Origin of the sequence: Luteimicrobium sp. NPDC057192 (assembly GCF_042670205.1) — a bacterium.
In the GTDB taxonomy this organism is placed as follows: domain Bacteria; phylum Actinomycetota; class Actinomycetes; order Actinomycetales; family Cellulomonadaceae; genus Luteimicrobium.
On sequence record NZ_JBHUWD010000019.1, the window covers coordinates 1 to 25,785 of the forward strand.

16 protein-coding genes and 1 pseudogene are annotated in these 25,785 nt (G+C 72.3%); 9 read left to right on the forward strand and 8 right to left on the reverse strand.

Annotated features, from left to right (window positions below; genetic code table 11):
- Window positions 1-76: 76 nt before the first annotated feature.
- Complete coding sequence (locus ACFT5B_RS10450) at window positions 77-2,797, reverse strand: glycoside hydrolase family 3 protein (RefSeq protein WP_386797941.1); 2,721 nt, start codon at window positions 2,795-2,797, stop codon at window positions 77-79.
- Between the two features lie 203 nt (window positions 2,798-3,000).
- On the opposite strand from ACFT5B_RS10450, the gene ACFT5B_RS10455 reads away from it, so the two are divergent.
- From ACFT5B_RS10455 to ACFT5B_RS10470, 4 genes are all read left to right on the forward strand, one after another.
- Entirely contained in the window at window positions 3,001-4,227 is a 1,227-nt protein-coding gene (locus tag ACFT5B_RS10455) for an ROK family protein (RefSeq protein WP_386797942.1), read from the forward strand.
- The gene (locus ACFT5B_RS10460) at window positions 4,224-4,736 is read left to right on the forward strand and encodes a GyrI-like domain-containing protein (RefSeq protein ID WP_386797943.1); all 513 of its coding nucleotides are present in this window, start codon (window positions 4,224-4,226) and stop codon (window positions 4,734-4,736) included. Before ACFT5B_RS10455 ends, ACFT5B_RS10460 begins: the two co-directional genes overlap by 4 nt.
- Before the next feature lie 15 nt (window positions 4,737-4,751).
- The gene (locus tag ACFT5B_RS10465; protein WP_386797944.1) at window positions 4,752-5,027 is read left to right on the forward strand and encodes a hypothetical protein; all 276 of its coding nucleotides are present in this window, start codon (window positions 4,752-4,754) and stop codon (window positions 5,025-5,027) included.
- A gap of 109 nt (window positions 5,028-5,136) precedes the next feature.
- A complete protein-coding gene (locus ACFT5B_RS10470) occupies window positions 5,137-5,400 on the forward strand; it encodes a GlsB/YeaQ/YmgE family stress response membrane protein (protein WP_386797945.1) in 264 nt (87 codons plus the stop codon).
- Window positions 5,401-5,407: 7 nt separating this feature from the next.
- Here the strand turns inward: ACFT5B_RS10470 and ACFT5B_RS10475 are convergent.
- The 3 genes and pseudogenes from ACFT5B_RS10475 to ACFT5B_RS10485 all read right to left on the reverse strand — a co-directional run.
- Window positions 5,408-5,560, reverse strand: a pseudogene (locus ACFT5B_RS10475) (response regulator transcription factor); the annotation flags it as partial.
- 107 nt (window positions 5,561-5,667) lie between these two features.
- Window positions 5,668-6,159, reverse strand: a complete 492-nt coding sequence (locus ACFT5B_RS10480) for an SRPBCC family protein (protein WP_386797946.1) — start codon at window positions 6,157-6,159, stop codon at window positions 5,668-5,670.
- A complete protein-coding gene (locus tag ACFT5B_RS10485) occupies window positions 6,156-6,503 on the reverse strand; it encodes an ArsR/SmtB family transcription factor (protein ID WP_386797947.1) in 348 nt (115 codons plus the stop codon). Before ACFT5B_RS10485 ends, ACFT5B_RS10480 begins: the two co-directional genes overlap by 4 nt.
- A gap of 359 nt (window positions 6,504-6,862) precedes the next feature.
- Here ACFT5B_RS10485 and ACFT5B_RS10490 point away from each other — a divergent pair, with 359 nt between their 5' ends.
- Window positions 6,863-7,384: a hypothetical protein gene (locus tag ACFT5B_RS10490; protein WP_386797948.1), complete on the forward strand. Its 522-nt coding sequence runs from the start codon at window positions 6,863-6,865 to the stop codon at window positions 7,382-7,384.
- Window positions 7,385-7,535: 151 nt separating this feature from the next.
- Here ACFT5B_RS10490 and ACFT5B_RS10495 read toward each other — a convergent pair whose 3' ends face one another.
- On the reverse strand, window positions 7,536-17,552 hold the full coding sequence (locus ACFT5B_RS10495) for a DUF5979 domain-containing protein (RefSeq protein WP_386797949.1): 10,017 nt from the start codon (window positions 17,550-17,552) through the stop codon (window positions 7,536-7,538).
- Between the two features lie 249 nt (window positions 17,553-17,801).
- Here ACFT5B_RS10495 and ACFT5B_RS10500 point away from each other — a divergent pair, with 249 nt between their 5' ends.
- Both ACFT5B_RS10500 and ACFT5B_RS10505 read left to right on the forward strand, forming a co-directional pair.
- Complete coding sequence (locus ACFT5B_RS10500; protein WP_386797950.1) at window positions 17,802-19,064, forward strand: ArsB/NhaD family transporter; 1,263 nt, start codon at window positions 17,802-17,804, stop codon at window positions 19,062-19,064.
- Window positions 19,065-19,073: 9 nt separating this feature from the next.
- Entirely contained in the window at window positions 19,074-19,514 is a 441-nt protein-coding gene (locus ACFT5B_RS10505; protein WP_386797951.1) for a universal stress protein, read from the forward strand.
- 10 nt (window positions 19,515-19,524) lie between these two features.
- Here the strand turns inward: ACFT5B_RS10505 and ACFT5B_RS10510 are convergent, their stop codons facing one another.
- Window positions 19,525-21,249, reverse strand: a complete 1,725-nt coding sequence (locus ACFT5B_RS10510) for a PP2C family protein-serine/threonine phosphatase (protein WP_386797952.1) — start codon at window positions 21,247-21,249, stop codon at window positions 19,525-19,527.
- A 112-nt stretch (window positions 21,250-21,361) separates the two neighbouring features.
- Window positions 21,362-23,278 (reverse strand): alkyl/aryl-sulfatase, encoded by a 1,917-nt coding sequence (locus ACFT5B_RS10515; protein WP_386797953.1) that lies wholly within the window; start codon window positions 23,276-23,278, stop codon window positions 21,362-21,364.
- Between the two features lie 231 nt (window positions 23,279-23,509).
- Between ACFT5B_RS10515 and ACFT5B_RS10520 the strand changes: the two genes are divergently transcribed.
- Together ACFT5B_RS10520 and ACFT5B_RS10525 are read left to right on the forward strand one after the other, a co-directional pair.
- Complete coding sequence (locus tag ACFT5B_RS10520) at window positions 23,510-23,728, forward strand: hypothetical protein (RefSeq protein WP_386797954.1); 219 nt, start codon at window positions 23,510-23,512, stop codon at window positions 23,726-23,728.
- Between the two features lie 22 nt (window positions 23,729-23,750).
- A complete protein-coding gene (locus tag ACFT5B_RS10525; protein WP_386797955.1) occupies window positions 23,751-24,989 on the forward strand; it encodes an AI-2E family transporter in 1,239 nt (412 codons plus the stop codon).
- 151 nt (window positions 24,990-25,140) lie between these two features.
- Here the strand turns inward: ACFT5B_RS10525 and ACFT5B_RS10530 are convergent, their stop codons facing one another.
- Window positions 25,141-25,767 carry a PAS and ANTAR domain-containing protein gene (locus ACFT5B_RS10530; RefSeq protein ID WP_386797956.1) on the reverse strand — a complete coding sequence of 209 codons (627 nt, stop codon included), beginning with the start codon at window positions 25,765-25,767 and terminating at the stop codon, window positions 25,141-25,143.
- Between the last annotated feature and the right edge of the window lie 18 nt (window positions 25,768-25,785).

The following is a 25,785-nucleotide window of genomic DNA, read 5'->3' on the forward strand; positions in this document are numbered from 1 at the left end:
GTTCTTGCGCGACACGCCTGGCGTGTCGCGCAAGAACTCCGCACTCACGGTTGGAGGGGCAGAGGTGGGGGTGGGGTCAGCGCACGTGCACCGTCCGGTGGACGGTCAGGTCGCGCGACGACGCCCCCACCGACACGGTCCGGTCACCCTGCGCGACGGTCCAGGCGTCGCGAGCGGTCGACCAGTACGACAGCTCCCGTTCGCCGACGGTCAGCGTCACCCACCGCGACCGGTGCGCCGGCACGGTCACCCGGTCGAAGGCCGCGAGCGCCTGCTTCGCGAACTGCGCGCCGGACGGCTGGTGGGCCGGGGCGCCCAGGTAGACCTGGGGCACGGCGTCACCGGAGGTGTGGCCCGTGTTCGTGACCTTGACGCGGACCCGGAGCGACCCGTCGTGCTGCTGACGGACGGTCAGGTCGGAGTACCGGAACGACGTGTACGACAGGCCGTACCCGAACGGGTACAGCGGCGTCAGGTTCTGCTCGTCGTACCAGCGGTACCCGACGAAGATGCCCTCGCTGTAGTCGGTCTCGCAGTTCGGCACGGTGCCGAAGCTGCCGGGGTCCGTGCAGGGCGTGGTCGTGCCGGGGTCGACGCCCTTGCTGGCGCGCTCGGGGTGCGCGGGGTCGTTCGCGACGCCCTGGGACAGCGCCGTCGGCCACGTGTACGGCAGGTGGCCGCCCGGGTTCGCCTTGCCGGTGAGCAGGTCGGCGAACGCCCACCCGCCCTCGTCGCCGGGGAACCAGCCCTCGAGCACGGCCTTGACGTCCCCGAGCCACGGCATCGCGACGGGGTTGTTGTTCTGTAGGACCACGATCGTGTTCGGGTTGGCCGCGGCGACCGCGCTGATGAGCGCGTCCTGCCCCTCGGGCAGCGGCGTGGAGAGGTTGCCGCTGTTCGTCGCGTAGGCGAAGACGACGGCGGTCGCGGCCTTCTTCGCGGCGGCGACGGCGGCCGCGGTGTTGGCCACCTGCTGCGACGGCGTCACCCAGTACAGGTGCACCTGGACCGGCGACCCCGAGATGTCGGCGATCTGGTCGACCTTGATGGTGTGGGCGCCGGCGCTCAGGTCGAGCTGGACGCGCTTGTTGTTGAGCCCGTCGGTGCTGGGCAGGACGCCCGTGTCACCGGCCTTGACCGTGCCGTAGCGCGGCGCGGCGGACAGGAACCCGTCACCGGTGATCACGGTCTTCCCGTCGACCTCCACGGTGCCCGACGTCCCGAGCTCGCCGAAGTTGAGCCAGTAGCTCCCGGACTCCGGCGCGGTCAGGGTCCCCGTCCAGGTGTGGTTCGAGCCCGCGGGCAAGGCGTCGTGCTTCGCCGTCGTGAACTCGAGCGTGGCGTCGACCTGGGTGGCCGACGAGCCCGCCGTCGTGCGCAGGAGGCCCGGCTTGCCGTCGTGGCTCAGCGCTGACGCCGGCACGACGGTCCCGGTGAGGTCGTCGCCGACGGCGTAGCTGATCCTCGCGTTCGGTGCCGCCTTCTTCAGCGTGGTCGCGGTGCCGACCCAGCGGTCGGCGCGGCCCGTCGAGCTCTCCCCGCCGCCGCCCGTGGCGATCGTCTGGCCGGCCCCGGGGCCGATGAGCGCGAGGTTCGCGAGGTCGCCGCGGCCGAGCGGCAGCGCGCCGTGGTCGTTCTTGAGCAGGACGGCGGCGTCGGTCGCGGTCCTGCGCACGACGGCGGCGTCCTGGGTCACGTTCTCGGGCGTGACCGTGTGCTTGCTCGCTCCCTCGAGCAGCCCGAACTTCTCGTACTGGCCGAGGATGCGGGACACCGCGTCGTCGACCTGGGCCTGCGTGACGGTCCCGGCCGCGAGGGCCGCCTTGACCTTGTCGGGCGCGAAGTACTGCGGGATCACACCACCCAGCCCGACGCCCGGCATCTCGAGGTCGAGGCCCTTGGCGAGGAAGTCGGTCGCGTGGTTGGCGCCCCAGTCGGACGTCACGAAGCCCTGGAAGCCGAGGTCCTTCTTGAGGATCTGGTTGAGCGTCGTGTCGTTGCCGCACGCGTCCTCGCCGTTCACGGCGTTGTACGAGCACATGATCGAGGAGACCCCGGCGTCGACCGCGTCCTCGAACGGCTTCACGTAGATCTCGCGGAGCGTCTGCTCGTCCACGACGACGTTGCCGCTCGCCCCGTCGTACGCGACGTAGTGCTTCGCCTGCGCCATGACGCCCTGGCTCTGGATGCCCTCGATCACCTGGGCGCCCATCGCGCCGGTGAGCAGCGGGTCCTCGCCGAACGTGTTCCACGTGCGGCCGCCCGCGGGGTCGCGGTCGATGTTGATGAACGGCTCGAGCATGACGTCCTGGCCGAGCGCCTTCGCGTCCTTGCCGATGACGACGCCGTTCGACCGGGCCGCGGACTCGTCCCACGTGGCCGCGACGCCCATGGTCGAGGTCATGCCGGTGGAGACGTCCTTCGTGGCGACCCCGGGAGGGCCGTCGGCGAGCCGGATCGAGGGGATGCCGAGCCGCGGGATGCCGGGCAGGTAGCCCGCGGCGAAGGTCTTGCCGGCCGGGTCGGTGCCCTCGTCGGCGCCGGTGATGAGCGTGAGCTTCTCGTCGAGCGTCATCTGCGCGAGGAGGCGCTGGACCGTCGAGGCCTTGCCGGGCGATCCGTGGCCGTGCCGGCCGGGGACGTTCGAGCCGTGGCCGTTGCCGGCGTGCTGGCCGGAAGCGCCGTGCGCGGCGGCTGCCGTGCCGGACGCGACCAGGCCGGTCAGGCCGAGCGCGGCCGCCGCGACGCAGGCCGCGACCTGCCGTGCGCGGGGTCGGTGGAACATCGTGTCGTTCATCTGCACCACTCCATCGGGGCGACGTGCCCCGGCGCCACTCGTGGGTCGGGAGTCGTTCAAACGACTCCGAGGCGGCACCAAGGCGGGACCCTGTGACGGTAGAAATCCACGCCGCGAAGGGTCAAGCATCTGTGCCGTTGCAGTCTGATCACTTTCGAACGAGTAAGCGAATAAGAACGAACGCCTCTGACTACGCTGGCGTCATGCCTGACCGCACGCGCGCCACGAACGAACGCATCGTCGCCGAGCTCGAGCACGCCGCCCCGCTCACCCGCCGCGAGCTCGCGACCCGCCTCGCGCTGCCCGTCACGACCGTCACCAGCGCCGTCGAGCGGCTGCTCCTCGACGGGACGCTGCGCGAGCACACCGACGAGCCCGGCCGCACGCCGGGCCGCGGGCGCCCGCCCCGCCACCTGGCCCTCGCGGCCCGGCAGCTCGTCGCCGTGGTCGTCGTCGGGCACCGGACGCTCGAGGCCGCGGTCGTGACGCTCGACGGCGTCATCGAGACGCGCGCCGTGCGGCCGTTCGACCCGCGCGCCGCCGACGACGTCGTCGGACCGGGCGTCGCCCTGCTGCGCCAGGCGCTCGACGGGTCCGGGCTCGACCCCGAGGAGATCGGCGGCGCCGTTCTCGCGCTCCCCCGCCCCTACCGCGCGGGCGCCGGATCGCCGTGGCCTGCGCGGTCGACGATCCGTGACCCGGCGGCGCCGCCCCCCGCGTGGCTCGCGACCGACCCGGCACCCGCGCTCGCCGACGCGCTCGGCGTCCCCGCGGTCGCCGAGAACGACGCCAACCTCGCCGCCCTCGGCGAGGTCGCGAGGGGCGCCGCGACCGGGCTCGACGACGTCGTCTACGTCGACCTCGTCCCCGGCTTCGGGGCGGGCGTGGTCGCCGGCGGCGCGCTGGTGCACGGCAGGCTCGGGTTCGCGGGCGAGCTCGGGCACGTCCAGGTCGACGAGCACGGCCCCCTCTGCGTGTGCGGGAACCGCGGCTGCCTCATCCGCGTCGCGACCGTCCAGCACGTCATCGAGCAGCTCCGCCCGACGTACCCGGCCTCGCTCACGTTCGAGGACGTCGTCGGGCTGGCGGAGGCCGAGGACCCCGACGTGCACCGCGTGCTCGCCGACCTGGGCCGGACCCTCGCGCCCATCCTCGCGACCGTGTGCCTCGTGCTCGACCCGCAGGCGATCGTCGTCGACGGGGCGCTGGGCGCGGGGAGCCGGGCCGTCGTCGCGGGCATCCGGGAACGGATCGAACGGGCGCTGCCGCGGCGCGTGTTCGAGGAGCTCCGGCTCGTGCCGGGGACGCTGGCCGACCAGGCCGAGCTCGTCGGCGCCGCGGCCCTCGCATCGAGCACCCGCCTGCTGCGCGCACCCCGGCGGGGCGGGGCCGACGAGTCTGCGGCCGTCGCGGGGTCGGTACCGGCATGACGAACGAACCACGGGTCGCCGAGCGGCCCCCCACCCCCTACGTCGGCGTCACGCGAACGGTCACCATGGCCACGATCGCGGAGATCGCCGACCAGATCCCGCGCGTGATCGAGAGCGCCGTCGCGCTCGGCCTCGAGCCCGCAGGCGCACCCTTCCTCCGCTACGACGTCATCGACATGGCGAGGGAGCTCGTGGTCGAGGCTGGCATCCCCCTCGCCCACCCCGCCCCGCCCGGCACTCCGCTCGGCGACCTCGAGGCCGGGGCGCTGCCCGGTGGCCGGTACGCGACGGTCGTGCACGTCGGGCACCCCGCGACCCTCGCCGACGCCACGGCCGCGCTGCTGCGCTGGGCCGCCGACGGCGGACTGGCGTTCGACGTGCTCACGGACGAGCGGGGCGACGTCTGGGGCTGCCGGCTCGAGAGCTACCTCACCGACCCGCGCGACGAGCCCGACATGAGCCGCTGGGAGACCGAGCTCGCGTTCCGGCTCGCAGGCGACCCGGCCTGAGCGCAGGCTGGTCGCATGACCGATGCCCAGCCCTCCGTCGAGATCCGCACCGTCGCCTACACCGTGTCCGCCGACTACCTGGCGAGCGTCGGCGGGGACTTCGACGCACGCGGCGTCGACGACGCCGTCCTCGACCGCCTCAACGCCGACCTCCCCGAGGGCGTCGTGGTGCACCGCGACGGGCGCGTGTTCGCCACGCCCGAGCTGGCCGCGACAGCGCGCGAGATCGACTTCGACCAGCTCCTCGCCGACATGGACCTCGACCAGATCCTCTCCGAGCACGGCCGCTGACCGCGAGGTAGACCGGCGGCCCGTCTACTTCGCGAGGTAGACCGGCGGCCCGTCTACTTCGGCGGGCGGGCAGGATGCGGAGGACGTGCGCCCGTGACACGGTCGAGGCATGTGGTTCCTCTCGTGGATCGTCATCGGCCTCATCATGGGCGCCATCGCGCGCGCCATCCTCCCCGGCCGCGCCAGCGGCGGATGGTTCATCACCCTCGTCGTGGGGGTGGTCGGCGCGATCGTCGGCGGGTTCATCGGGCGCGCGTTCGGCGCAGACCCGAACCAGCACTTCTGGTCGTTCTCGACCTGGTTCTGGGCCTTCGTGGGCTCGCTGATCGTCCTGTTCGTCTGGGGCCTGATCGCCGGCAGGCGCCGCACCTGAGCCGCCCTCAGACGAGCCCTGCCTCGTAGGCCGCGATCACGAGCTGCACGCGACCCCGGCAGCCGAGCTTGCGGAGCACCTCGGAGACGTGCGACTTCACCGTCTCCTCCCCGATCACGAGCTCACCCGCGATCTCCGCGTTCGACAGCCCCCGCGCGAGCCCCGACCGCGCGCCCTCCGCGCCACGAGATACCGAGAAACGGCCGAGATACCGATGCAGACTCGGTATCTCGGCCGTTTCTCGGTATCTCGCGGCCCGGGCGGGTGTCAGCTCGCCGACGACGCCGCGAGGGTCGGGAGCAGCTCGTCGAGGCGCTCGTACCCCTCGGTGAGCCCGCCCTCCATGCCGCTCGCGACCATCCCGTCGCGGTCCTCGACGCTCTGGTAGACGGCGTGCGTGGTGACGCGGGTGCGGCCACCGTCGAGCGGTTCGAAGCGGGCGGACTCGAGCGAGACGTGCCCCGGGTAGCCGTCGAACTCGAAGGTCTGGACGACGAGGTCGGGGGCGATGCTGTGGAACGTCCCGTGGAACCCGAACGCGCCACCCTGCGGGTCGCGATGGGTGTAGGCGTACGAGCCACCGGTGCGGGCGTCGAAGTGGTCGACGTCCATCTCGTAGGCGCGCGGGCCGAGCCACTTCCCGACGAGGTCCCGGTCGGTGTAGGCCCGGAAGACGAGCTCCGGCGGTGCGTCGAAGTCGCGGACGATGTCGATGAACGGAACGCCGGGCTCGGCGGTGACCGTGGTGGGGTTCGTCATGGTTCCTCCTGCGTGAGCGACGCCAGGACGGCGTCGAGGCGGCGGTGGCTGCGCTCGGTGGCGAGCCGGAGCCCGTCGATCCACGACGTGAGCTCCTCGAGGGCCGCGGGGTCGAGGTGGCACGGTCGGCGCTGGCCGTCGCGCGTGCGGGTGATGAGCCCGGCGTGCTCGAGGACCTGGACGTGCCGTGACACGGCCTGCTTGGTGATCGGGAAGAGCTCGGTGAGCTCGTTCACGGTCGCGGGGCCGCGCGAGAGGCGGGCGACGATCGTGCGACGCACCGGGTCGGCGAGGGCCGTGAAGGCCTGGTCGAGCCGGGCATCGCGGGGGTCGTCGTCGGTCATCGCATCCTTCTTAGTCAACCTGGTTGTTGATCAACCTATACGTTGACCATAGGCCCCGGCTAGGCCGCCGTCAACCCCGCCGGGCGCGGGCGGTCGCAGGTCAGGAGAGGGCGGGGGGTTTCACCCGCGCCCGCCGATGCCGGTCAGCTCGGCCCGCGCCACACTCGGCAGTGCCGGGGGGCACGTCGCGTCGAGATCCGATCGAGAGATCGTGCGAGCCTCCGCGGCCCGTCCGGACGGAACCCGCGCCCGACCGCGCGACGCACTGCGCCGCGCCACACCTGGGTCCCCGGGCCGACCCTTCCGAAGGGGATCGCCCCGACCGTACCCGCCCACGATCGACTCTCCAGGAGTTCCTCATGAGAAGGCACCTCACCGCCGGTCTCGCCGCCGTCTGTCTGGCGGTCGGCGCGGCATTCGCGATCGCACCGACCGCCTCAGCCGGGCCCCTCGACGCGACCTGCACCGGCACCGTCGCCGTGGACTACAGCCCTGGCCTCACGCTCACGGCCCAGACGGTCACCGCGTCCGCAACGAGCACGTACCCCTCGTGCCTGACCAGCCAGACCGGCGTCACCTCCGCGTCCGCATCGGGCTCGGTGACGGACACCCTCGACTGCAACTCGCTGCTCACGACGACGACCGGGGTCAAGACCTACCACTGGAACGACGGCACGACGAGTCGCTTCGAGTACACGCGGACCGGCACCCGCGTCCTGTCCCAGACGGTCGTCACCTTCACCGGCACGATCACGTCCGGCAAGTTCTCGGGCGACACCGCCGTCGAGACGAACATCGCGGCGAACCTCGGGTTGCTCGACTGTCTGGCACCCGGCGGCGTCACGCACGTCGACTTCACCGCGCTGGTCGAGCTGACCTGACGCTTGGCGAGCGGGCGCCGGCCGAGGGCCGTGCGGCCGCCACGGCGAGCACGGTCCCGCCCAGCGCATACAGGACCGCGGCCCGTCCGGATGACCGGACGGGCCGCGGTCTCGTGGTCAGCGTCATGAGGGCAGCGGGAGGGGTACCGCGTCACTCGCGACGGCGCGTCCACAGGGCCGCGAAGAACACCACGAGACCCAGCGCCAGCACACCCGCGGCGAACAGCCCCAGGTGCCACAAGTCTGCACCCGTGAGCGCGAGGCCACCCGTGCCGCTCGTGGCCGTCGGCGACGGCGGCGCCGCCCCGAACGTGTTGGTCACGGTGATCGCGACGCTCGAGCCGACGGGGACGGTGACCGTGCCCGGGTCGATCGTCGTGGCGTCGGAGCCGCCGTCCTTCGTCTCGGTCAGGGTGCACTCCGCGTTCGCGGGAAGCCCGGCGTAGGTCGCGTCCTTCGCGACCGAGACCGCGCGCGTCGCTCCGCCCGGGATCGTCACCGCGGTCGCCGTCCCGTCGACGTCCTGCGTGCAGGCCAGCGACACCGTGAACGTGTCGGACCGGTGCTCGGCCGCGCCGTCCCCGTCGAGCGCCTTGTGGACGACGATCGACCCGACGTCGAACGTGTTCGTCACGGTCACCGCGGCGGCCGCCGGCGAGGCGTCCGGCCCGGGCACGGTCACGCCGTCCTCCGGGGAGATCGCCGACGACGTCGCCCCGCCGGTCCGCGGCTCGGTCACGTCGCAGTGGGCACCGGTGGGCAGGTCGTCCACCGTCCAGGTGAGCGCACCCGGCTTCAGCTCGTGCGTCGCGTCGTAGACCGGGTCCGGGTCCGTGCCGTCGAGCGTGCAGACGAGCCGCACCTGGAACGGGCCGCTCCCCCACGCGTCCGCGCCGTCACCGTCGAGCTGCTTGGTGACGGTCACCGCGCCGACCGTGTAGTGGTTCGTCACGGCCACCGCGTTGACCTCGGCGCCGCCGTCGCGGAGCACGAAGCTGCCCGACGACGTCCCCGTGGTCGCGTCGCGCGCGTCACCGTCCTGCGTGATGACGACGGTCGTGGACGGCGCTCCCTGCGTGTCGGTCTCCTCGACGTGGCAGACCGAGTTCACCGGGACCCCGGTGACCGTGTGCGTCGCGCCGTCCTTCAGCGTGAACGTCCGGTCGGCGTCCGCGAGCTGCTCGGACCCGTTGAACTCGCACGAGGCGCTGAACGCGTACGTGCCCGTGTAGTCGACCGGGTCGCCGGACGCGTCCTTCGCGCCGCCGTCGTCCACCGTCTTGGAGACCGTGAAGCCCGTCGCGCCGAACGTGTTGGTGATGGTCACCGTGTTCGCGTCCGGGTCGTCGTCGGGCAGGACGACGGTCGCGTCGCCGTCCGGGGTGACGTTGCTGCCGGTGATCGTCGTCGACGTGGCACCGCCGTCGTCGACCTCCGTCACCGAGCACTCGGTGCCGATCGGCTCGGGGATCGTCGTGAACGGCTGGTCCGGCCCGATCTCCTCCTGCACGGGGCCCGGGTTGTCGCCGGCGTCCTCGACGGGCAGCGGCACCGGTCCGGCGGCCGTCGGGTAGAAGCACTGGATCGTCACCGGGAACGTGGCCGGTGCCGCGTCCGCCGCGTCGCCGTCGACGACCTTCTCGATCGTGAGCGGCTCGGTCCGGAACCCGTTGAGGCCGAAGACGGAGGCCGTGCCCCCTTCGCCGACCGTCACCGTGCGCGAGGTGACGAGGTGCAGCGGCGGCGCGCCGCCGTCGGGGAACAGCTCGGTGATCTGGCAGGTGGCGCCGGTGGGCAGGCCGGTCCAGCGGCCCACGGGGTCGGTCGCCGGCGTGACCTGGATCGGGTTGTCTCCCGGGATCTCGACCGGGACCGGGACGCCGTCGACGATCCGCGTGCACTGGATCGAGAACGTGTACGCGCGGGCCGCGGCCTCGTCGTACTGGGTGTCCCCGGGCTGGCCGAGGCCGGCGATGATCTTGCGGACCGACACGGCACCCTCGGTGAAGGTGTTGGTGACCGTCACGACCGCCGGGTTCTCGGCGTCGTCGCCCACGGTGACCGTGGGGTTGTCGATCGACGTGCCGTTGGCACCGCCGGTCCGCGGCTCGGTCACGGTGCAGCTCGCGCCGGTGGGCAGGTCGCCGACGGTCCACGTCTCGCCCGGGGTGAGCGTGTGGTCGGCGTCGTAGACCGGGTCCGGGTCGGTGCCGTCGAGCGTGCAGGTCAGGTGGACGGTGAACGGCCCCTGGCCCCAGTCGGCGGCGCCGTCGCCGTCCACGGCCTTGGTCACCCCGACCGAGCCGACCGTGTACGTGTTGGTCACCTCGACGCTCGTGGACACCTGGCCGAGCCGGTTCGCCGCGATGGTGAACTCCGACGACGTCCCGTCCGTCGGCTCACCCGTCTCGCCGCCCGCCGTCGTGGTCGTCGTGGTGGAAGCCGCGCCGCCGTCGTCGGTCTCCGTCACGGTGCAGTCAGCGCCCACGGGCAGGCCGGTGACCGTCTTGCTGTCACCGTCGTTCAGCGTGAACGTGCGGTCCGCCGCCGGGACGACCTCGTTGCCGTCGAACGTGCACGACGCCGTGAACGTGTAGTCCCGCGTGTACGCGATGGCGTTCCCGTCCTGGTCGACGGCGCCGCCGTCGTCCACGGTCTTGGTGACCGTGAAGCCGCCCGCGTCGAACGTGTTGGTCACGCCGACGGTCGCGGTCGCGGGCGAGTCGTCCGGGCCGGGCACGGTCACGCCGTCGGCCGGGGTGACCGTGGTCGACGTCGCGCCGCCCGCGTCCGGCTCGGTGACGTCGCAATGGGCACCCGTCGGCAGGTCGTCCACCGTCCAGGTGAGGTCGTCCGGAGGCGTGAGCGTGTGGTCGGCGTCGTAGACCGGGTCCGGGTCGGTGCCGTCGAGCGTGCACGTGAGGTGCACGGTGAACGGCGCCGTCGCGAAGTCGGCCGCGTCGCCGTCGATGGTCTTCGTCACCTGGACCGAGCCCACCGTGTACGCGTTCGTGACGAGCACGGAGTTCGTCACCTCGCCGTCCGCGTCGGGCGCGATCGTGAACGTCGACGTCGTCCCGTCAGCCGGGTCGCCTGTCTCGCCGCCGACGGTGGTCGTCGTCGTGCTCGACGCCGCCCCGCCCGTGTCGGTCTCCGTCACGGTGCACTCGGCACCGGCGGGGAGCCCGTCCACGGTCTTGGTGTCGCCGTCGTTCAGGGTGAAGGTACGGTCGGCCTCGGGCACGACCTCGTTGCCGTCGAACGTGCACGACGCCGTGAACGTGTAGTCCCGCGTGTACGCGATGGCGTTCCCGTCCTGGTCGACCGCGCCGCCGTCGTCCACGGCCTTCGTGACCGTGAAGCCACCCGCCGCGAACGTGTTCGTCACGGTGACCGCGGCCGTCGCGGGCGAGTCGTCCGGGCCGGGCACGGTGACGCCGTCGGCCGGGTCGATCGTGGTCGACGTCGCGCCGCCCGCGTCCGGCTCGGTGACGTCGCAGTGCGCGCCCGTCGGCAGGTTCTCGACCGTCCACGTCAGGTCGTCCGGAGACGTGAGCGTGTGGTCGGCGTCGTAGACCGGGTCCGGGTCGGTGCCGTCGAGCGTGCACATGAGGTGGACCGTGAACGGCGCGGTCCCGAAGTCCGCCGCGTCGCCCGCGAGCTCCTTGGTCACCTCGACCGACCCCACCGTGTACGCGTTGGTCACCGCGACCGCGTTGGTGACGGTCGTCGGGTCGGTCTGGTCGCTGTCCGGGGTGAGGGTGAACGTCGTCGACGTGCCGTCGACCGGGTCGGCTGCGCCGTCGCCCGTGGTCGTGGTGATGCTCGTCGACGCGGCGTCGCCCGCGTCCGTCTCCGTCACGGTGCACACGGAGCCTGCGGGCAGGCCGGTCACGGTCTTCGTGTCGCCGCCGCTGATCGTGAACGTCCGGTCCGCCTCGGGAACCACCTCGCTGTCGTTGAACGTGCAGGACGCCGAGAACGCGTAGTCCCGCGTGTACGCGATGGCGTTCCCGTCCTGGTCGGCCGCACCCCCGGCGTCGACCGTCTTGGTGACGCTGAAGCCCGCGTTCTGGTACGTGTTCGTCACCGTGACGCCGTTGATGGTGTCCGGGTCGGTCGAGATCGGGTGCGCGATGTCCGTGCGGTCCGAGTAGTCGCGCAACGCCTCGATCGACGCGGAACGCGCCGGGAGGATCGGCGACGACGGGTCGTAGGTCACCGTCGAGCCCTGCGGCGTCGGCTGCTCCTGGGCGTAGCACTCCGCACCCCACGGGAGGGTCACGTTCGACCACTGCGTCGTGTCAGGGTTCGCCCGGTCGTTGACCGTGATCGTCGTCCCGTCGGCCGGCACGTTCACGACGCTCTGGTCGGTCCCGTTCGTGTCGAGGATCTGGACGGGCACGGGGATGGGCTGGTCGACGGCCCCGACCGACGTGCAGAAGAGCTTGACCGGGTAGCTGTCCGGAAGGGGGAAGTCGGTGCCCGGCGGCGTCACGACGTCCTTCGTCAGCTTGATCGAGCCCGTCGCCATCGCGACGCCGACCTTCGGCGGCTCCGTCACGAGGCTCACCGGGTGCTGGACGACCGAGTCCGGGTCGTCCGGGTCGGTGTACGTGCCCTGCGCGCCCTCCGCGACCGAGTTCCAGGCGATCGGCTCCTGGCCGGCCGTGGTCTGGGGCGCGTTGGCGGGCGTCCGGGTGTCGAACGTCAGCGCGAGGTCGTCGCCGGGGGCGAGCCCCTCGTTGGCAGCGTTGTAGGTCAGCACGGCCTTGAGCGCCGTCGCCTGAGCCAGGTCGCTCTCCGGCGTCTGGCTCGTCACCGCCGTCCACGTGCGGCCCTCGACGTCGGCCTGGCAGCCGCTGTAGTCCGGGTCCGACCAGTCCACGCCGCCGGGCGTGGTCTCGTTGAGGATGTCCGCCTCGTTGCAGGTCTCGTCGAGCGTGTCCGTCGTGTAGTACAGCTTCATCGGCGTGTCGACCCCGACGGGCTGGCCGTCGTAGGTGAAGTTCCCGACGAGCCGCGGACGCCACTCCGAACCGCGCGCGGTCGGGACCACGACCCCGGTGTCGCCCGGCGTCGGGAGCACGTCGATGCCCGCGACGATGTGCGCCGGGATGTTGCCGGCGTTGACGAGCCGGACCTGCCAGCGCTCGATGCCCCCGGGCCGGGTGATCGGGACGCACGAGCTGCCGTAGTAGATGACGTCGCCCGCATAGTTCGGGACGCTCGGCTCCTGGCAGCCCGAGGCGTTCTGGTCGTTCGCGTTGACGTCGAGGACGCCGAGGTCGTCGTAGTTCGGGTCACCCGGGGCGGCATCCGGGTCGCCGGCGCCGACGCCCTTGACGGCCTTGGTGATCCGCAGCGGGGTCAGGGCGCGTGGTTGCGTGGTGGTGTCCGCCGTGCAGCTCGGGACGTTCGTCGTCTGGTCGTTGTTCACCGACGCGTTGTGCGTGCTGTCGCACGTGTCGTAGACGCGGTCGTCCGAGACCGTCACCGAGTTGACGACGTCGGTCCCCGGCGCGACCGGATCGGTCCCGCCGCGGTACTCGAGGGGGGTGTCCACGACGATCGCGTCGCCCGGCTGGAGCACGAAGCCCTCCGGCAGCGTCACGGCGATGGTGGGCGCTCCGTCAGCGCTCATGCAGTACTGGGCGCTCGCTCCCCCGATCGGTTCGTCCGGGCCGTCGGTCGTGCGCAGCGACACGACGAAGTCCGGGTCGGCCGGGGCGCAGGTCCCGTTGTCGGGGACCTCCTGCGAGGCGGGCACGAGCTGGGGTCCGCCGTCGTCGGTCGGCAGCGTGTCCACGATCGTCACGCCCGTCTGCGGCCACTGGCCGTTGTTCGTGACGACGAACTGATAGCTGATCGGGCTGTTCGGGGACTCGTTGGTCGGTTGGGCGTTGCCGTTGCCCGGCGTCTTGGTGACCTCGACGGAGTTGGGGAGGTGGAGGTAGTCGGTGTAGTCGTTCGCCGTGTCGTCGGCTGTCCAAGGACCCTCGACGTTGTTCCACGAGCCCTCGCTGTGCACCTGGATGGTGTTGTTGGTCCGCCCGAGGACGTCCTCGCCCGGGGCGTTGTCGTTCGTCGGCAGGTCGGACGGGACCGGCGTCACGTTCTCGCCGTCCGGGCTCCACCGGAGGTTGGTGCGCTGCTCCGCGGAGAACGTCGCGTGCGCGGTGGGGTTGGACGGGTGCTCCCAGTTGGGCTGGCCGTCACCGGCGTCGTAGGTGAAGCGAAGGCCCTCGACGTCCGCCGCGGCCACGCCGGCGGGCAGGGCGGGACTCGCCGCATCGGTGTAGTCGCCCTCGACCCAGCAGCTGCTCAGGTCGTCGGAGCCGTTGCACTGCTGGACGAGCGTGTCGCCGTCCAGCGAGTAGGTCACGCCCACGAGCGCGTCGACCTTGACGCGGCTGATGGGTGCGTTGACGGTCTGCGACGGGAACCCGGTGAAGTCGAACGCGTTCCAGTAGAGCGGGTCGTCGTCGGTGATCGTCAGGAAGGTGGTGCGCACCGTCCCGGTGGGCTTGCCCGTCAGGTCGACCGTGTACGCGTTGGTCTCTCCCTCGTACCGGCTCGCGGGGTCGATGGTCTTCGTCGCGTCGACGCCGTAGGTCGGCTCGGCGATGTTGACGGTGTCGTTCGCCGTCCCCGACGCGGTGTCCTCCGGGTTGGTCGCGGACGCGAACGAGTAGTTGTCGACGGCGTCCGCGTCGGTGATCGGCGTGCCGTCGCCGCGGTGGTCCGCCCGGAGCTGCATGTCGAGGACCACGCGGGCGGGCGTGGTGTCGTCGGTGGTCGTGACCATGAGGCCGTGGAACACCACGCGCACGCCGGTCACGTCGGCGAGGTCGCCCGCGGTGAGCGCGAGGGCGGCGTCGGCGGTGATGGCCGGCTGCTCCGTCCCGCCCACGGTGAGGAACACTTCGGTCGCGCTCGCGTCGGCCCCGGTCGGGGCGTCGATCGCGAGGAACCCCGTGAGGTTCATGAGGTCGAACGTGTTGGACGCGGGTGTGTCTGCCGTGACGGGCGCCGGGTCCTGGATCGTCATCGACCTGACCTTGGCGTTCGTGTCGTTGTTCGCTGTGAGGGTCAGGGCGTCCTTCGGGTAGTCGGCGGCCGCGGTGCCGTCGGGCGGCAGGCCGAGGGTGTCTTCGTCGAACTGCTTGGTGGTGCTGACGTTGACGGGCCGGTCGGTGATCGTGATGACCGCCGAGTCCGTGTCGTGGTAGTCCGCCGGGTCCGTGGTCGGGGTGCCGGGCGCCCAGCTGTCCATGCCGGCCGTGTTCGACACGAGGCCGTCGGTCCCGGTGTTGTACGGCTGGCTCCCGTTGTCCGGGTCGTTGCCGAGCACGGGGTCGCCCGAGACCCGCATGTCCTGTCGGATCCGGAACACGAGGTCCACCGGGCGGTCGTTGCCCACGGACTGGGCCACGCCGGAGCCGACCGGCGGGTCCGTGGGTGACGTGATGCGTGAGGCGCGGGTGGGGCTCTCGACGAACGTCAGCCGGACGCTGAGCGTCGACTCCTGCTGGGCGGTGGTCAAGGTGTACCCACCGAACGTCCCGTCGCACCCGTTCGCGCAGGCAGCCGCGGTGACGTCGACCCAGGCACCGGTCCCACCGCCTGCGGAGCCGTCGAACAGCTCGACCTTCGACACCTGGTCGAACGCGATGAGCGGGTCGGTCGACGTGGTGATCGGGGCGATGCGCACGAGGTCGAAGGCGTCGTAGACCGTGTCCGCGACGGCGTCCCCGGTCGCGGGGGCGGGCACGTCGGTCAGCTGCACCTGGCTCATCGGGTAGCCGCCGGTGCCCCAGCTGATCCGCGCGGTGCGCTGGTCGTCGGTGAGTGCCGGGACCAGGACGCCGGAGTCCAGGACGTCACCCGTGTCGGGGTCGACCCAGCCCTTGTCGACGGAGTCGCCCGGGCCGCTGCCGTCGGTCGGGTCGACCGTGATGTCGGCGTCGTCGTCGTCGGTCACCGGACTCGTGTCGGCGTCGGGGTTGTCGACCTGCGACTCCACGTCGTTCGTGTAGGTCACGGGGTCGGTGCCCGTGGGCAGCGCGGACGTGCCGGGGTCGCTCCGCAACGTCGCGCGGTGGCTGAACGACAGGTACGGCTCGACCTTGAAGCCGGGCGGGAGCCCGGCGTCCGGGTCGGTGGGCTCGAAGTCGAACTGGATGCCCTGGATGTCGTCGGGGCCCGGGTCGGTGCCGATCTGGTAGGTCCACGGCGACTGGTCGGAGGAGATCGGGCCGGCGAGCGGCACCCACGCGGAGCCGTTCCAGTAGTTGACCTGCAGCGTCGAGCCGGCCGGGATGTCCATGGGCCCGATCGAGGTGAGGTTCATGTGGTCCCAGAACTCGGTCGGCGTCGCGCCCGGGTTCGCAGGGTCGGAGACGATGAGGTCGTCCGAGGGGACGGTCGACGTCTGGTCGCAGGTGCCGGCGTCGACCTGGGCCTGGCCGCACACCTCGGCCGGGAGCTCGACGACCGTACGGGCCCCCGGGACGCCGAGGATCTCGTCGGGCGTGAACACCTTGTCGACGTTGGTGTCGATGCGCGCCGGCTCGCGCGTCGCGTCGTCGGAGGCGTCGTCGGTGCCGGACTGGCCCGCGTCGTCGGTGACCGTCGTCGTCGTGTTGTTCGTGGAGGTGACGTCGTCGGCGCCCGGGACCGCCTGCGCCGTCACGTCGAAGGGGATGCTCGCAGCGTCCCCGGGCTCGATACCGTCGGGGTCGTCGCTGGTGAACGTGATGTGGAAGCCGACGACGTCGGCGTCCGTGTGCCCCGCGGGCACCGGCGGCATGGTGTCGCGCGTGGTGGACGTCTGCGCGTCGCTCGACGTGCCGTCCGAGTAGTCGTAGACGATCGACACGGAGTCGGCACCGGCCGGCCACGCGACGCCGGCGCCGAAGCCGCCGAACGTGAGCCCCTGGTCCGCGAGGTCGTCGTCGCCGTCCGTGGGCTCGTCGATCACCATCGTGGTGACCGGCTGCGACCCCACCTCGGACCGGATCGTCGCCGTCGTCGAGTCGCCTGCGAGCAGGTGGTCGTCGGCGAACTCCTTGCTCGTGGTCACCGACACGTCCGCGCTCACCACGTCCACGGTGGCGTCGTCGGTGTCGTCCGCCGTGTCGTCACCCTTCGTCACGTCCGACTCGGCCGTGTTGGTGACCACGGTCGTGCCCGTCTCCAGGTCGGCGACGTTGTCGCGCGTCTCGGTGTCGAGGACGATCGTCGCCTCTCCGTCGATCGGGATGCCGTCGGGACCCGTGAACGTGAACGTGATGCCGTGCACCTGCGTCAGGTCGATGCCGGCGAGGAGCGTGTTCGGGTCGTCGGGGATCGGGGACACGGGCGTGCCGGTGTGCGTGGTGCCGGCGGCGTCGACCCAGTCGACCTGCACGGTGTCGGCGCCCTCGGGCGGGGTGAGCGTGGAGATGCCGGTGAGCGCGAGGTACTGGAACGGGTCGTCGCCGTCGGCGGAGGGGTCCGATACGACGAGCGAGTCGACGCTCGCGTTCGACGTGTTCTGCGCGTGGATCGTGAACTGCACGGCACGGCCGGGGACCGCGGGCACGGACGCGGGGCTCGCGTCCTTCGTGACCGTCGTGTCGAGCGTCGTGGGAACGTCGATCGTGACGTCCGCCGTGTCCGAGTCCGAGTTGCCGCCGGTCTGCTGGACGTTCGCCGTGTTCGTGACGGTGCCGTTGTAGTCCGCCGTGGCATCGGACGGCACCCGGACGCGGATGCTGATGTTCGCGATGGTGCCCGGCGCCATCCCGGTCCCGCCGTCCGCCTGCGGCTGCGTCGCGAGGACGTCGACCGTCGTGCCTCCGTCACCGTCGGTCCCCGACGTGTCGTAGGTGCCGCCGCCGCCCGCGGTGACCTGGACGGCGTCGTCGCCGTCGAGCACCAGAGGTGGGGGGAGCGTGTCGGTCAGCTCGGCATCCGTGCACGACGCGGACTGGCACGTCACCTGGATCGAGTAGGTGAACGTGTCGCCGGGCCCGTAGGGGCCGGGCGAGTCCACCGACTTCGTGACCTCGAGCGTCCCTCCGGCCGCCTCGGCTGCGGGCGCGAGCAGGACGCCGGCCACCGTGAGCGGCAGCGCCAGCGCGAACGCGAGGATCGATGCGATCAGTGCACGGGTCTTCGTCACGCGTCCCCCAGACGCCCGTCCGACGGCCGGTCCCCCCGGTCGTTTGCGAACCACTCTGTTCGCGGGTGAAGCAAGTCACAACCGGTGAGACGCAGAACCACCCTGGACGGATGAGGCGCCCGGATCAACCGGAACCGCCCCTCGACCGGCCCTTCGAGAGTACGAAGCGAGCGCACACGGCGCACCCGGACGCGCCCTGCACCGTCGTCGCCGGCCACGCGGGGGCTGCCCGGATGGGACGCTGTGCACGTGGACGTGACGACGACAGCGGGTGCCGTGGTCGCCGTCGTCGTCCTCGTGGCGGTGCTGGTCTTCGCGGTGGTCCGCCCGCGCGGCCTCCCCGAGGTCGCGGGCGCGCTGCCGGGAGCCGTCCTCGTGGTGGTGCTCGGCCTGGTGCCGTGGTCCGCGGCGGTGGACGAGGCGCGCACCCTCGGCCCGACCGTCGGGTTCCTCGCGGCGATCCTCGTGCTGGCGGAGCTCGCGCGCGAGGACGGCGTGTTCGCCTGGGCGGGCGGCGTCATGGCCCGGCGGTCGCACGGGAGCCCGCGCCGCCTGCTGGGCGCGGTGTTCGTCGTCGCGTCGATCACGACGGCGGTGCTGAGCCTCGACGCGACGGTCGTGCTGCTCACCCCGGTCGTCCTCGCGACGGCCACCCGGATCGGCGCCCGCGCGCGCCCCGGCGTCTACGCGAGCACCCACCTCGCGAACACGGCGTCGACGCTGCTGCCGGTCTCGAACCTCACCAACCTCCTCGCGTTCGGCGCGAGCGGCCTCACCTTCGCGGGGTTCGCCGGGCTGATGGCGCTCCCGTGGCTCGCGACCGTCGCCGTCGAGTACGCCGTGTTCCGGTGGTGGTTCCGCGGCGACCTCGCCACGCCCGCGCACCCGGTCCCCGCCGACGACGTCCCCCGGGCTCCCCGGTTCGCGCTCGTCGTCCTGGGCGCGACGCTGGTCGGGTTCGCGGTCGTCGAGCCGTTCGGCGTCGCGCCCGCCTGGGTCGCCGCGCTGGGCGCGCTCGTGCTCGCCGCACCCCGGCTCGTCCGCGCACCACGGCGCGAGGCCACCGTCGTCGTGCGCGCCGCGAACGTGCCGTTCCTCGTGTTCGTGGTGTCGCTCGGGGTCGTCGTCCTCGCGGTGCGCGGCGGTCCCGTCGGCGACGGCGTCGCCCACCTCGTCCCCGACCGCGGCGACTTCCTCGGGCTCCTCGCGGTCGCAGGGCTGGCCGCGGTGCTCGCGAACCTGCTCAACAACCTGCCCGCGACGCTCGTCCTCGTCCCGCTCACCGCCCACTCGCCCGGGCTGCTGCTGGCGGTGCTGCTGGGCGTCAACATCGGCCCGAACCTCACCTACGTGGGCTCGCTCGCGACCCTCCTGTGGCGGCAGGTCCTCCACGCGCACGACCACACGCCGTCCGCGGGGCGGTTCGTGCGGCTGGGGCTCGCGACGGTTCCCGCGTGCCTCGTCGTCGGCGTCGCGGCACTCTGGGTGGGACTACGGGTCACCGGTCGGTAGGAGGAACGGATGCGGGTGCTCGTCTGGCTCACGGAGGGGACGTGGGAGTCAGCGGTCGACGCCGCCCGCGAGCTCGCCGAGGGGCGTGACGCGGAGGTCGTGCTGCTGCACGTCGACGACGCCGCCACAGCCGACGCCTGGCACGCCGGGCCCGCGGGGCTGCTGGGGCGGGGCGGCCCGCCTGCCCCGGAGGCGCCGCTCCACGACGCGGCGACCCGGCTGATGGACGCCGCGCAGGCCCGGCTCGGTCTTCCCTCGACCCCCGACGAGCGGACGCCCCACGACCGCGAGCGCGTCGAGACGGTCGTCGTCGACGCGTGCCGCGACGCCGACGTGCTCGTCTGCGCCCGCGACGGCGACCGGCCCGGGCCGCACAGCCTCGCGCCGCCGACCCGGTTCGTCGTCGACCACGCGCCGTGCGACGTCGTGCTCGTCTGGGCGCGCGGCTGACCGGCCGGGCTCAGGGCGCGGCCGCGAGCCCCAGACCCGTCGCCGCGCCGACGGTGTCGCTCACGGTGGCCGCGCCGAGCGCCGCCTCGGTGCGCGCGGACGGCTCGGCCTCCACCCAGGCGTCGTAGAGCACGAGGGCGATGTCGTCGGGGGCGCCGTCCGGCCGCATCGTGCGCGACAGCAGGTCGCCGACCTCGCTCCGGTCCGCCCCCCGGACCACGGGCGCACCGATCTCGGCGAGCCGGTCCAGGCCCGTCCGCAGGTTCTCACCCCGGCGCTCGACGAGCCCGTCGGTGTAGAGCAGGAGCGCGTCCCCCGGCCGGAGCACATGGGTCGCCTCGGTCCGCCGGTCCTGCCGGAGCGCCAGCAGACCGCCGCGTCCCCCACGCAGCCACTCGTGGCCGTCCGGGCCGACCACCAGCGGGAACGGGTGGCCGGCCGCCGAGTACGTCAGCACACCGGTCCGCTCGTCGACGACCGCGCAGACGACGGTCGTGAACTCCGCGCCCGGGACCGTGGCGGCGTACCGGTCGAGGCCGTCGAGCGTGGCCGCCGGGCCGTGCCCGGTGAGCAGCAGCGCGCGCGCCGCCGCCCGGAGCTGACCCATGTGCGTCGCGGCCTCGAGCCCGTGCCCGACGCAGTCGCCCACCACGACCCCCCAGCGGGAGTCGCCCAGCGAGACCACGTCGTACCAGTCGCCCCCGACCTCGAGCGACGACTCGGCGGGTTGGTAGTGCACGTGCCAGCGGCCCTGCGGGAGCGGCTCCGGCAGCATCGCGTGCTGCAGCACCTCCGACACCGAGCGCAGGTGGTCGACCTCCCGCTCGTGCGCGAGCATGACCCCGATCGCGTTGCCCAGCTTCGAGGCGACGAGCGCCTGGAACTCGCGGTTCCCGCCGTCCAGCGGACGGTGGCTCGCCGGGCGCAGCGCCAGCGCGCCCGTCACGTCGCGCCGCAACGCTCCGAGCGCGTGCACGACGACCCCGTCGTGCTCGGCGAGCCGCCTGCCGCGCGCCACCTCCTCGAGCACCGCGACCGGGACCAGCGCGCGAGCCGGGTCGGTCCCGCCACGGACCACCTCGGGTTCGCCGCCCGACGGCGTGTGCTCGAGCCACAGCTCGGCCGCGGAGACGTCCGCGCTGCCCGCCAGCACGTCCATCGCGGCGTCGACGACGTCCTGGACGCCGCCCTCGATCTCGAAGAGCCGCGACGCGAGGTCGCTGATGGTGTCGAGGCGCCGCGTCGCGACGACGCGGTCCGTGGTCTCCGAGGAGATGTCGAGCATCCCCCGGACCACGCCGGCGTCGTCACGCAGCGGCGAGTACGAGAACGTGAACGTCGTCTCCTCGTCGTACCCCGACCGGTGCATGAGGAACGGCTTGTCGACGTGCCACAGCGCCCTGCCGGCGAGGACGTCGTCGTACAGCGAGCCGACCTCGTCCCAGATCTCCGACCACACCTCGGCGAACGGCGCCGCGAACGCCGCGGGGTGCTTCTCGGTGCCGAGCATCTCGCGGTAGCCGTCGTTGTAGATCAGCGTCCGCTCTTCGCCCCAGGCCAGCATGACCGGGAACCGGGTCGAGAAGCACAGCGTGACGGCGGACCGCAGCTCCGACGGCCACGTGTCCGGGTGGCCCAGCGGGCCGGCGGCCCAGTCCTCGGCGGCGGCGAGGCGTGCGCACTCGCTGTCCTCGATCGCGGCGAGGGCGTCGTCGAGCCAGGTCGTGGTGTCCATCTGGCTCCCGCCGTCGCGACCGTCGGCGCCCGCGCTGCTGGAGAGCCTCCGAGGAGCATAGACGGTCGGGGCGAGCGGTCCGGCTCCGCGCCGGACCGCCCGCCCACGCGGTTCAGGGGGTGACGATCGGGAAGTCCTGCTCGAAGTCGACGAGCAGCGCGCCGTACGCGTCGAGCGCCGACGCGTCGCCGTCGACGGAGACCTTGCCGGCCGCGGCCAGCTTCGAGGCCACGGCCGGCTGGAGGACCGCGCCGAACACCGCCGCCTTGGGTCCTGTGACGGTGGCCGCCGGCTCGCCCCACAGACCCTCGCGCGCGTTGAGGACGCCGTTCCCGAGCCAGGCCGTCCAGGTGGTCCCGCCGTCGCCGACGTCGGTGAACGTGAACGCGAGCCGCACGTCCGCGTCGGCGGCCTTGACGCCGTCGACGTGGATGGCAGCGAAGTCGAACAGGATGTCGATCGGCATCCCGAGGACGGTGTCCGAGCTCACGGTCGTGAAGTCCGCCGCGAGGATCCCGTCACGCAGCTCGCGGGCCGCCGTGAGGAAGATGCCCCGCCACTGCGGGCCCTCGGCCTGGTACCCGAGCTGCTCGTAGGCGTCGGCCTGGAGGTTCTTGGCCTCGGCGTCGTCGGGGTCGGCGAACACCAGGTGGTGCAGGACCTGCGTGGCCCAGCGGTAGTCACCCGCCTCGACCGCCGCACGTCCGGCCGCCAGGATGGCGTCGCGCCCGAACGCCTCGACGTACCGCCGGGCGGTGTCGACGGGCGGGTGCGGGTGCAGCGAGACGGGGTCGCCGTCCCAGAACCCGAGCTCCTTCGCGAACACGGCGCGCACGTCGTGGTGCAGCGTGCCGTGGTAACCGCGGTTGAACCAGCGCCGGCCCAGCGAGTCCGGCAGCTCGATGACCTCCGCGGCCTCGAGCGGCGTCCAGCCCTGGTTGGCGTAGCGCAGCGCCTGGTCGTGGATGAACTTGTAGGTGTCCCGCTGCGAGCCGATGAAGTCGACGATCGCCTCGTTGCCCCACACGGGCCACGTGTGGGGGCCGAAGTGCACCTCCGCCTCGTCCCCCCAGCGGACGAGGGTCTCGTCGAGGTAGCGCGCGAAGTTCCGGGCGTCACGCGTCCTCGCCCCACGCAGGGTCTGGATGTTGTGCAGCGAGTGGTTGGCGTTCTCCGCGCAGGTCAGCGCCTTGATCGCGGGGATCCAGATGTGCATCTCCTCGGGCGCCTCGGTGTCCGGCGCGTAGAGGAACTCGAACTCCCACCCGCCGAGCGTCCGGGTCTCCCCCGTACGCGTCACCGGGTCCGTCGGGGAGATGTAGGAGATCACCGGGTTGTTCGTCGACGCGATGCCGATGCCGCAGCTCGTCCGGGCCTGCGGCCCCTCCCCGAGCAGACCGCCGAACGCGTACTGGGCGCGACGCGACATGGCGTTGCCGGCGACGACGTTCTCCCCGATCGCGTACTTGTCGAAGCTCGCGATGGTCCCCGGCGCGACGATCGGGACCTTCCCCGCCTTGACGTCCGCCTCGTCCACCACGCCCTTGACGCCGCCGTAGTGGTCGATGTGCGTGTGCGTGTAGATCACCGCGACGACCGGCTTGTCGTTGACGTGCTCCCGGAACAGCGCGAGGCCCTGGGCTGCGGCCTCCACGGCCGACGTGCAGTCGATGATCACGAGCCCGTCCGGCGCGTCGACGATCGTGAGGTTCGCGATGTCGTTGCTGCGCACCTGGTAGAGCCCGTCGACGACCTTGAACAGCCCCGCCTTCTTGATCACCTGGGTCTGGCGCCACAGGCTCGGGTTCACGGTGTCCGGCGCGGCGGCGTCGTCGGGGAACTGGTCGAACGCGTGCAGGTCGACGATCGTGTGACCGTCGTCGCCGCGGAGCACGTCACCCGGGATCGGTGCGATGAAGCCGCGCTCGGCGTCGGGGAAGTCCTGGCGGTCGTCCATCGCGTATCGAGCGACGGCGTCGCGGTTCTCGGCCGCGGTGACCGCCGTGGCGCCCTTCGGTTCGTACGTCATCGAGCCCTCCGGTGAACGGTGCCGTGCGCCCAGCACGCACGGGACTCCCTCAAGCCTCCGACGACGGCGCCGCCCTCCGCCTCATCCGTGGCGCATGAGGCGGGTGCCCTTCGCGCGCGCGACGGTGGGACGACGCGCAGCGCCCCTCCCGTGCGCGGGACCACCCATCGCGGATGAGGCGCCGCGCAGCGCGGGTGACCGAGAGTGGACGCAGGACGAGGAGGTGGGCCGGTGATGTACAGCATCCGGGTGGGGGGACGTCTCACGGACATCCCCCTGCACGACTACATCGAGGTCGTCGAGCGGACGCCCGCGGACGACCCCGACGAAACCGTGCTGACCTGCCGCGTCGTCGACGCGGCGGCGCTCACGGGCGTCGTCGCGCTCCTGCACGACCTCGGCCTGACGGTCACGGAGATGCACGCGATTCCCGACGTCCCGACGTCCTGACCCGCGAGGAGGAGCCGGACCCGTGAGCACGGACCAGGTCGCCCCGCCCGACGACGCCGCCTCCGAGGAGGACTCGGGTCGCCCGCTCCAGCACGACTCCCGGCGCCCGCCCCGGTGGTTCACGCGCGGGCTCGTCATGGCGGCGATCACGGTCTTCGTCGCCGCGTTCGCCTGGCACGCGTTCTTCCAGCTCAAGGGTCTCATCGTCAACATCCTCATCGCGTTCTTCATCGCGCTCGCGCTCGAGCCGATCGTGCTGTGGCTCGTGCGGCACGGCTGGAAGCGCGGCCTCGCCGCGGGGGCTGCGCTCCTCGGGACGATCCTGTTCGCGCTGGCGATCGTCGCCCTCTTCGGCAACCTCTTCGTGCAGCAGCTGCTGGCGTTGTTCCGCAACGTCCCCGCGATGTACGCGGACCTGCAGGACTGGCTCGCGCGGACGTTCGACGTGTCGATCCCCGACTCGGCGGACCTCGTCAAGGAAGCGATGGGCCGCTGGGGCGACGACGTCGCGTCGGGGGTGCTGCTCGTCGGCACGAGCGTCGTGTCGGCACTCTTCGCGATCACGACGATCCTGCTCGTCGTCTACTACCTGTCGGCCGCAGGCCCGCGGTTCCGCGCGGCCGTGTGCGCACGGCTCACGCCGAACCGGCAGGCCGAGGTCCTCATGCTGTGGGAGACGGCGCAGCGCAAGGCGTCGGACTTCATCACGTCGCGCGTCGTGCTGGCCGCGCTGTCGAGCGTGTTCACGTTCGTCTTCCTGACGATCCTGCGGACGCCGTACGCGCTGCCGCTCGCGCTCTTCACCGGCATCGTGTCGCAGTTCGTCCCGACGATCGGCACCTACATCGGCGGCGCGCTGCCCGTCATCGTGGCGCTCACGTCCCAGGGGATCCCGCAGGCGATCGCGGTGCTGGCGTTCATCGTCGCGTACCAGCAGATCGAGAACTACATCTTCTCGCCCAAGGTCTCCGCGAAGGCCCTCGAGATGAACCCGGCGGTCGCGTTCCTCGTGGTCCTCGCCTTCGGGGCGGTGTTCGGGGCGATCGGCGCCTTCCTCGCCCTCCCCGTCGCCGCGACGATCCAGGCCGTCATGGACACGTACTGGAAGCGGCACGAGCTCGTCGAGTCGGAGATGCTGCGCGACCCCGAACGCGTGCCGCCTCGCGACCGGTGGCAGCGGGTCCGCCGTCGCGGGGACGAGGACGAGACCGGCACCGCTACCCCCGCCGACCCGTCCGACGCGCCCCAGGACGACGCCTAGCGACCTCCAGCTGATCGGCCGGCCGCGGCCGCGCTGTGCGCCGGCGCTCTCGACCCTTTTGCGTACCGGACGAGGTCGGCGTTCGCTGGACGGGGGCGTCGTTGCGCTCAAGAAGCGGACGTGGCGGCGTCTTCCCCACCGACGCGGTACGTCAGCTGAGCTCGAGCAGCGCCACGGCGTCCTGCGAGCCGCCCTCCCGAGCATTCGCGACGACGCGGCGGGCGAGATCGCGGAGCGGCACGTTGGTGCGCATCGACTCCTCGCGCAGGACGTCGAACGCCTCCTCCGGGCCGGCGCCGAGCGCCATGCAGAGAATGCCCTTGGCCTGCTCGATCGCCGCGCGGGTCAGGTCGGAGGCGAGGATCTGCTCCGACGCGATCACCTCGGCGATCGCGGTCACCCGGCAGGTGACGTCGGTGAAGCCCCCCGCCAGGACGTGCGGCCGCCCGCCGCGGAACTCCATGCCCTGTCCGCTGAGCACGACGTGCCGCGTCGCCCCGGTGGCGTCCATGATCCGGTGCATGCTCCCGAACGGTTCGCCCGTACGCCGTGACCGGGTCAACATCGCCTCGACCCGGTCACGGTCGTCGGGGTGCTTGTGCGCCAGCAGGAGCGCCGTCGTCGGCACCACCTCGCCCGGCTCGAAACCGTGGATGCGGTAGGTACCCTCCGACCACCACCAGCGGTCGTCGTCGATCTCGTACCGGAACCGTCCGGTGGGGTCTCCTTCGTGCGCGGATCCGGCGTCGTCACGCTTCGATGCTGGCGTGTGCTTCATGGCCCTGCCCTCGATCGG

What these genes read in the sequence shown, in the direction of transcription:
- ACFT5B_RS10450 (WP_386797941.1), bottom strand. Translation starts at nt 2,797, where the DNA reads ATGAACGACACGATGTTCCACCGACCCCGCGCACGGCAGGTCGCGGCC.
- ACFT5B_RS10455 (WP_386797942.1), top strand. Translation starts at nt 3,001, where the DNA reads ATGCCTGACCGCACGCGCGCCACGAACGAACGCATCGTCGCCGAGCTC.
- ACFT5B_RS10460 (WP_386797943.1), top strand. Translation starts at nt 4,224, where the DNA reads ATGACGAACGAACCACGGGTCGCCGAGCGGCCCCCCACCCCCTACGTC.
- ACFT5B_RS10465 (WP_386797944.1), top strand. Translation starts at nt 4,752, where the DNA reads ATGACCGATGCCCAGCCCTCCGTCGAGATCCGCACCGTCGCCTACACC.
- ACFT5B_RS10470 (WP_386797945.1), top strand. Translation starts at nt 5,137, where the DNA reads ATGTGGTTCCTCTCGTGGATCGTCATCGGCCTCATCATGGGCGCCATC.
- ACFT5B_RS10480 (WP_386797946.1), bottom strand. Translation starts at nt 6,159, where the DNA reads ATGACGAACCCCACCACGGTCACCGCCGAGCCCGGCGTTCCGTTCATC.
- ACFT5B_RS10485 (WP_386797947.1), bottom strand. Translation starts at nt 6,503, where the DNA reads ATGACCGACGACGACCCCCGCGATGCCCGGCTCGACCAGGCCTTCACG.
- ACFT5B_RS10490 (WP_386797948.1), top strand. Translation starts at nt 6,863, where the DNA reads ATGAGAAGGCACCTCACCGCCGGTCTCGCCGCCGTCTGTCTGGCGGTC.
- ACFT5B_RS10505 (WP_386797951.1), top strand. Translation starts at nt 19,074, where the DNA reads ATGCGGGTGCTCGTCTGGCTCACGGAGGGGACGTGGGAGTCAGCGGTC.
- ACFT5B_RS10510 (WP_386797952.1), bottom strand. Translation starts at nt 21,249, where the DNA reads ATGGACACCACGACCTGGCTCGACGACGCCCTCGCCGCGATCGAGGAC.
- ACFT5B_RS10515 (WP_386797953.1), bottom strand. Translation starts at nt 23,278, where the DNA reads ATGACGTACGAACCGAAGGGCGCCACGGCGGTCACCGCGGCCGAGAAC.
- ACFT5B_RS10530 (WP_386797956.1), bottom strand. Translation starts at nt 25,767, where the DNA reads ATGAAGCACACGCCAGCATCGAAGCGTGACGACGCCGGATCCGCGCAC.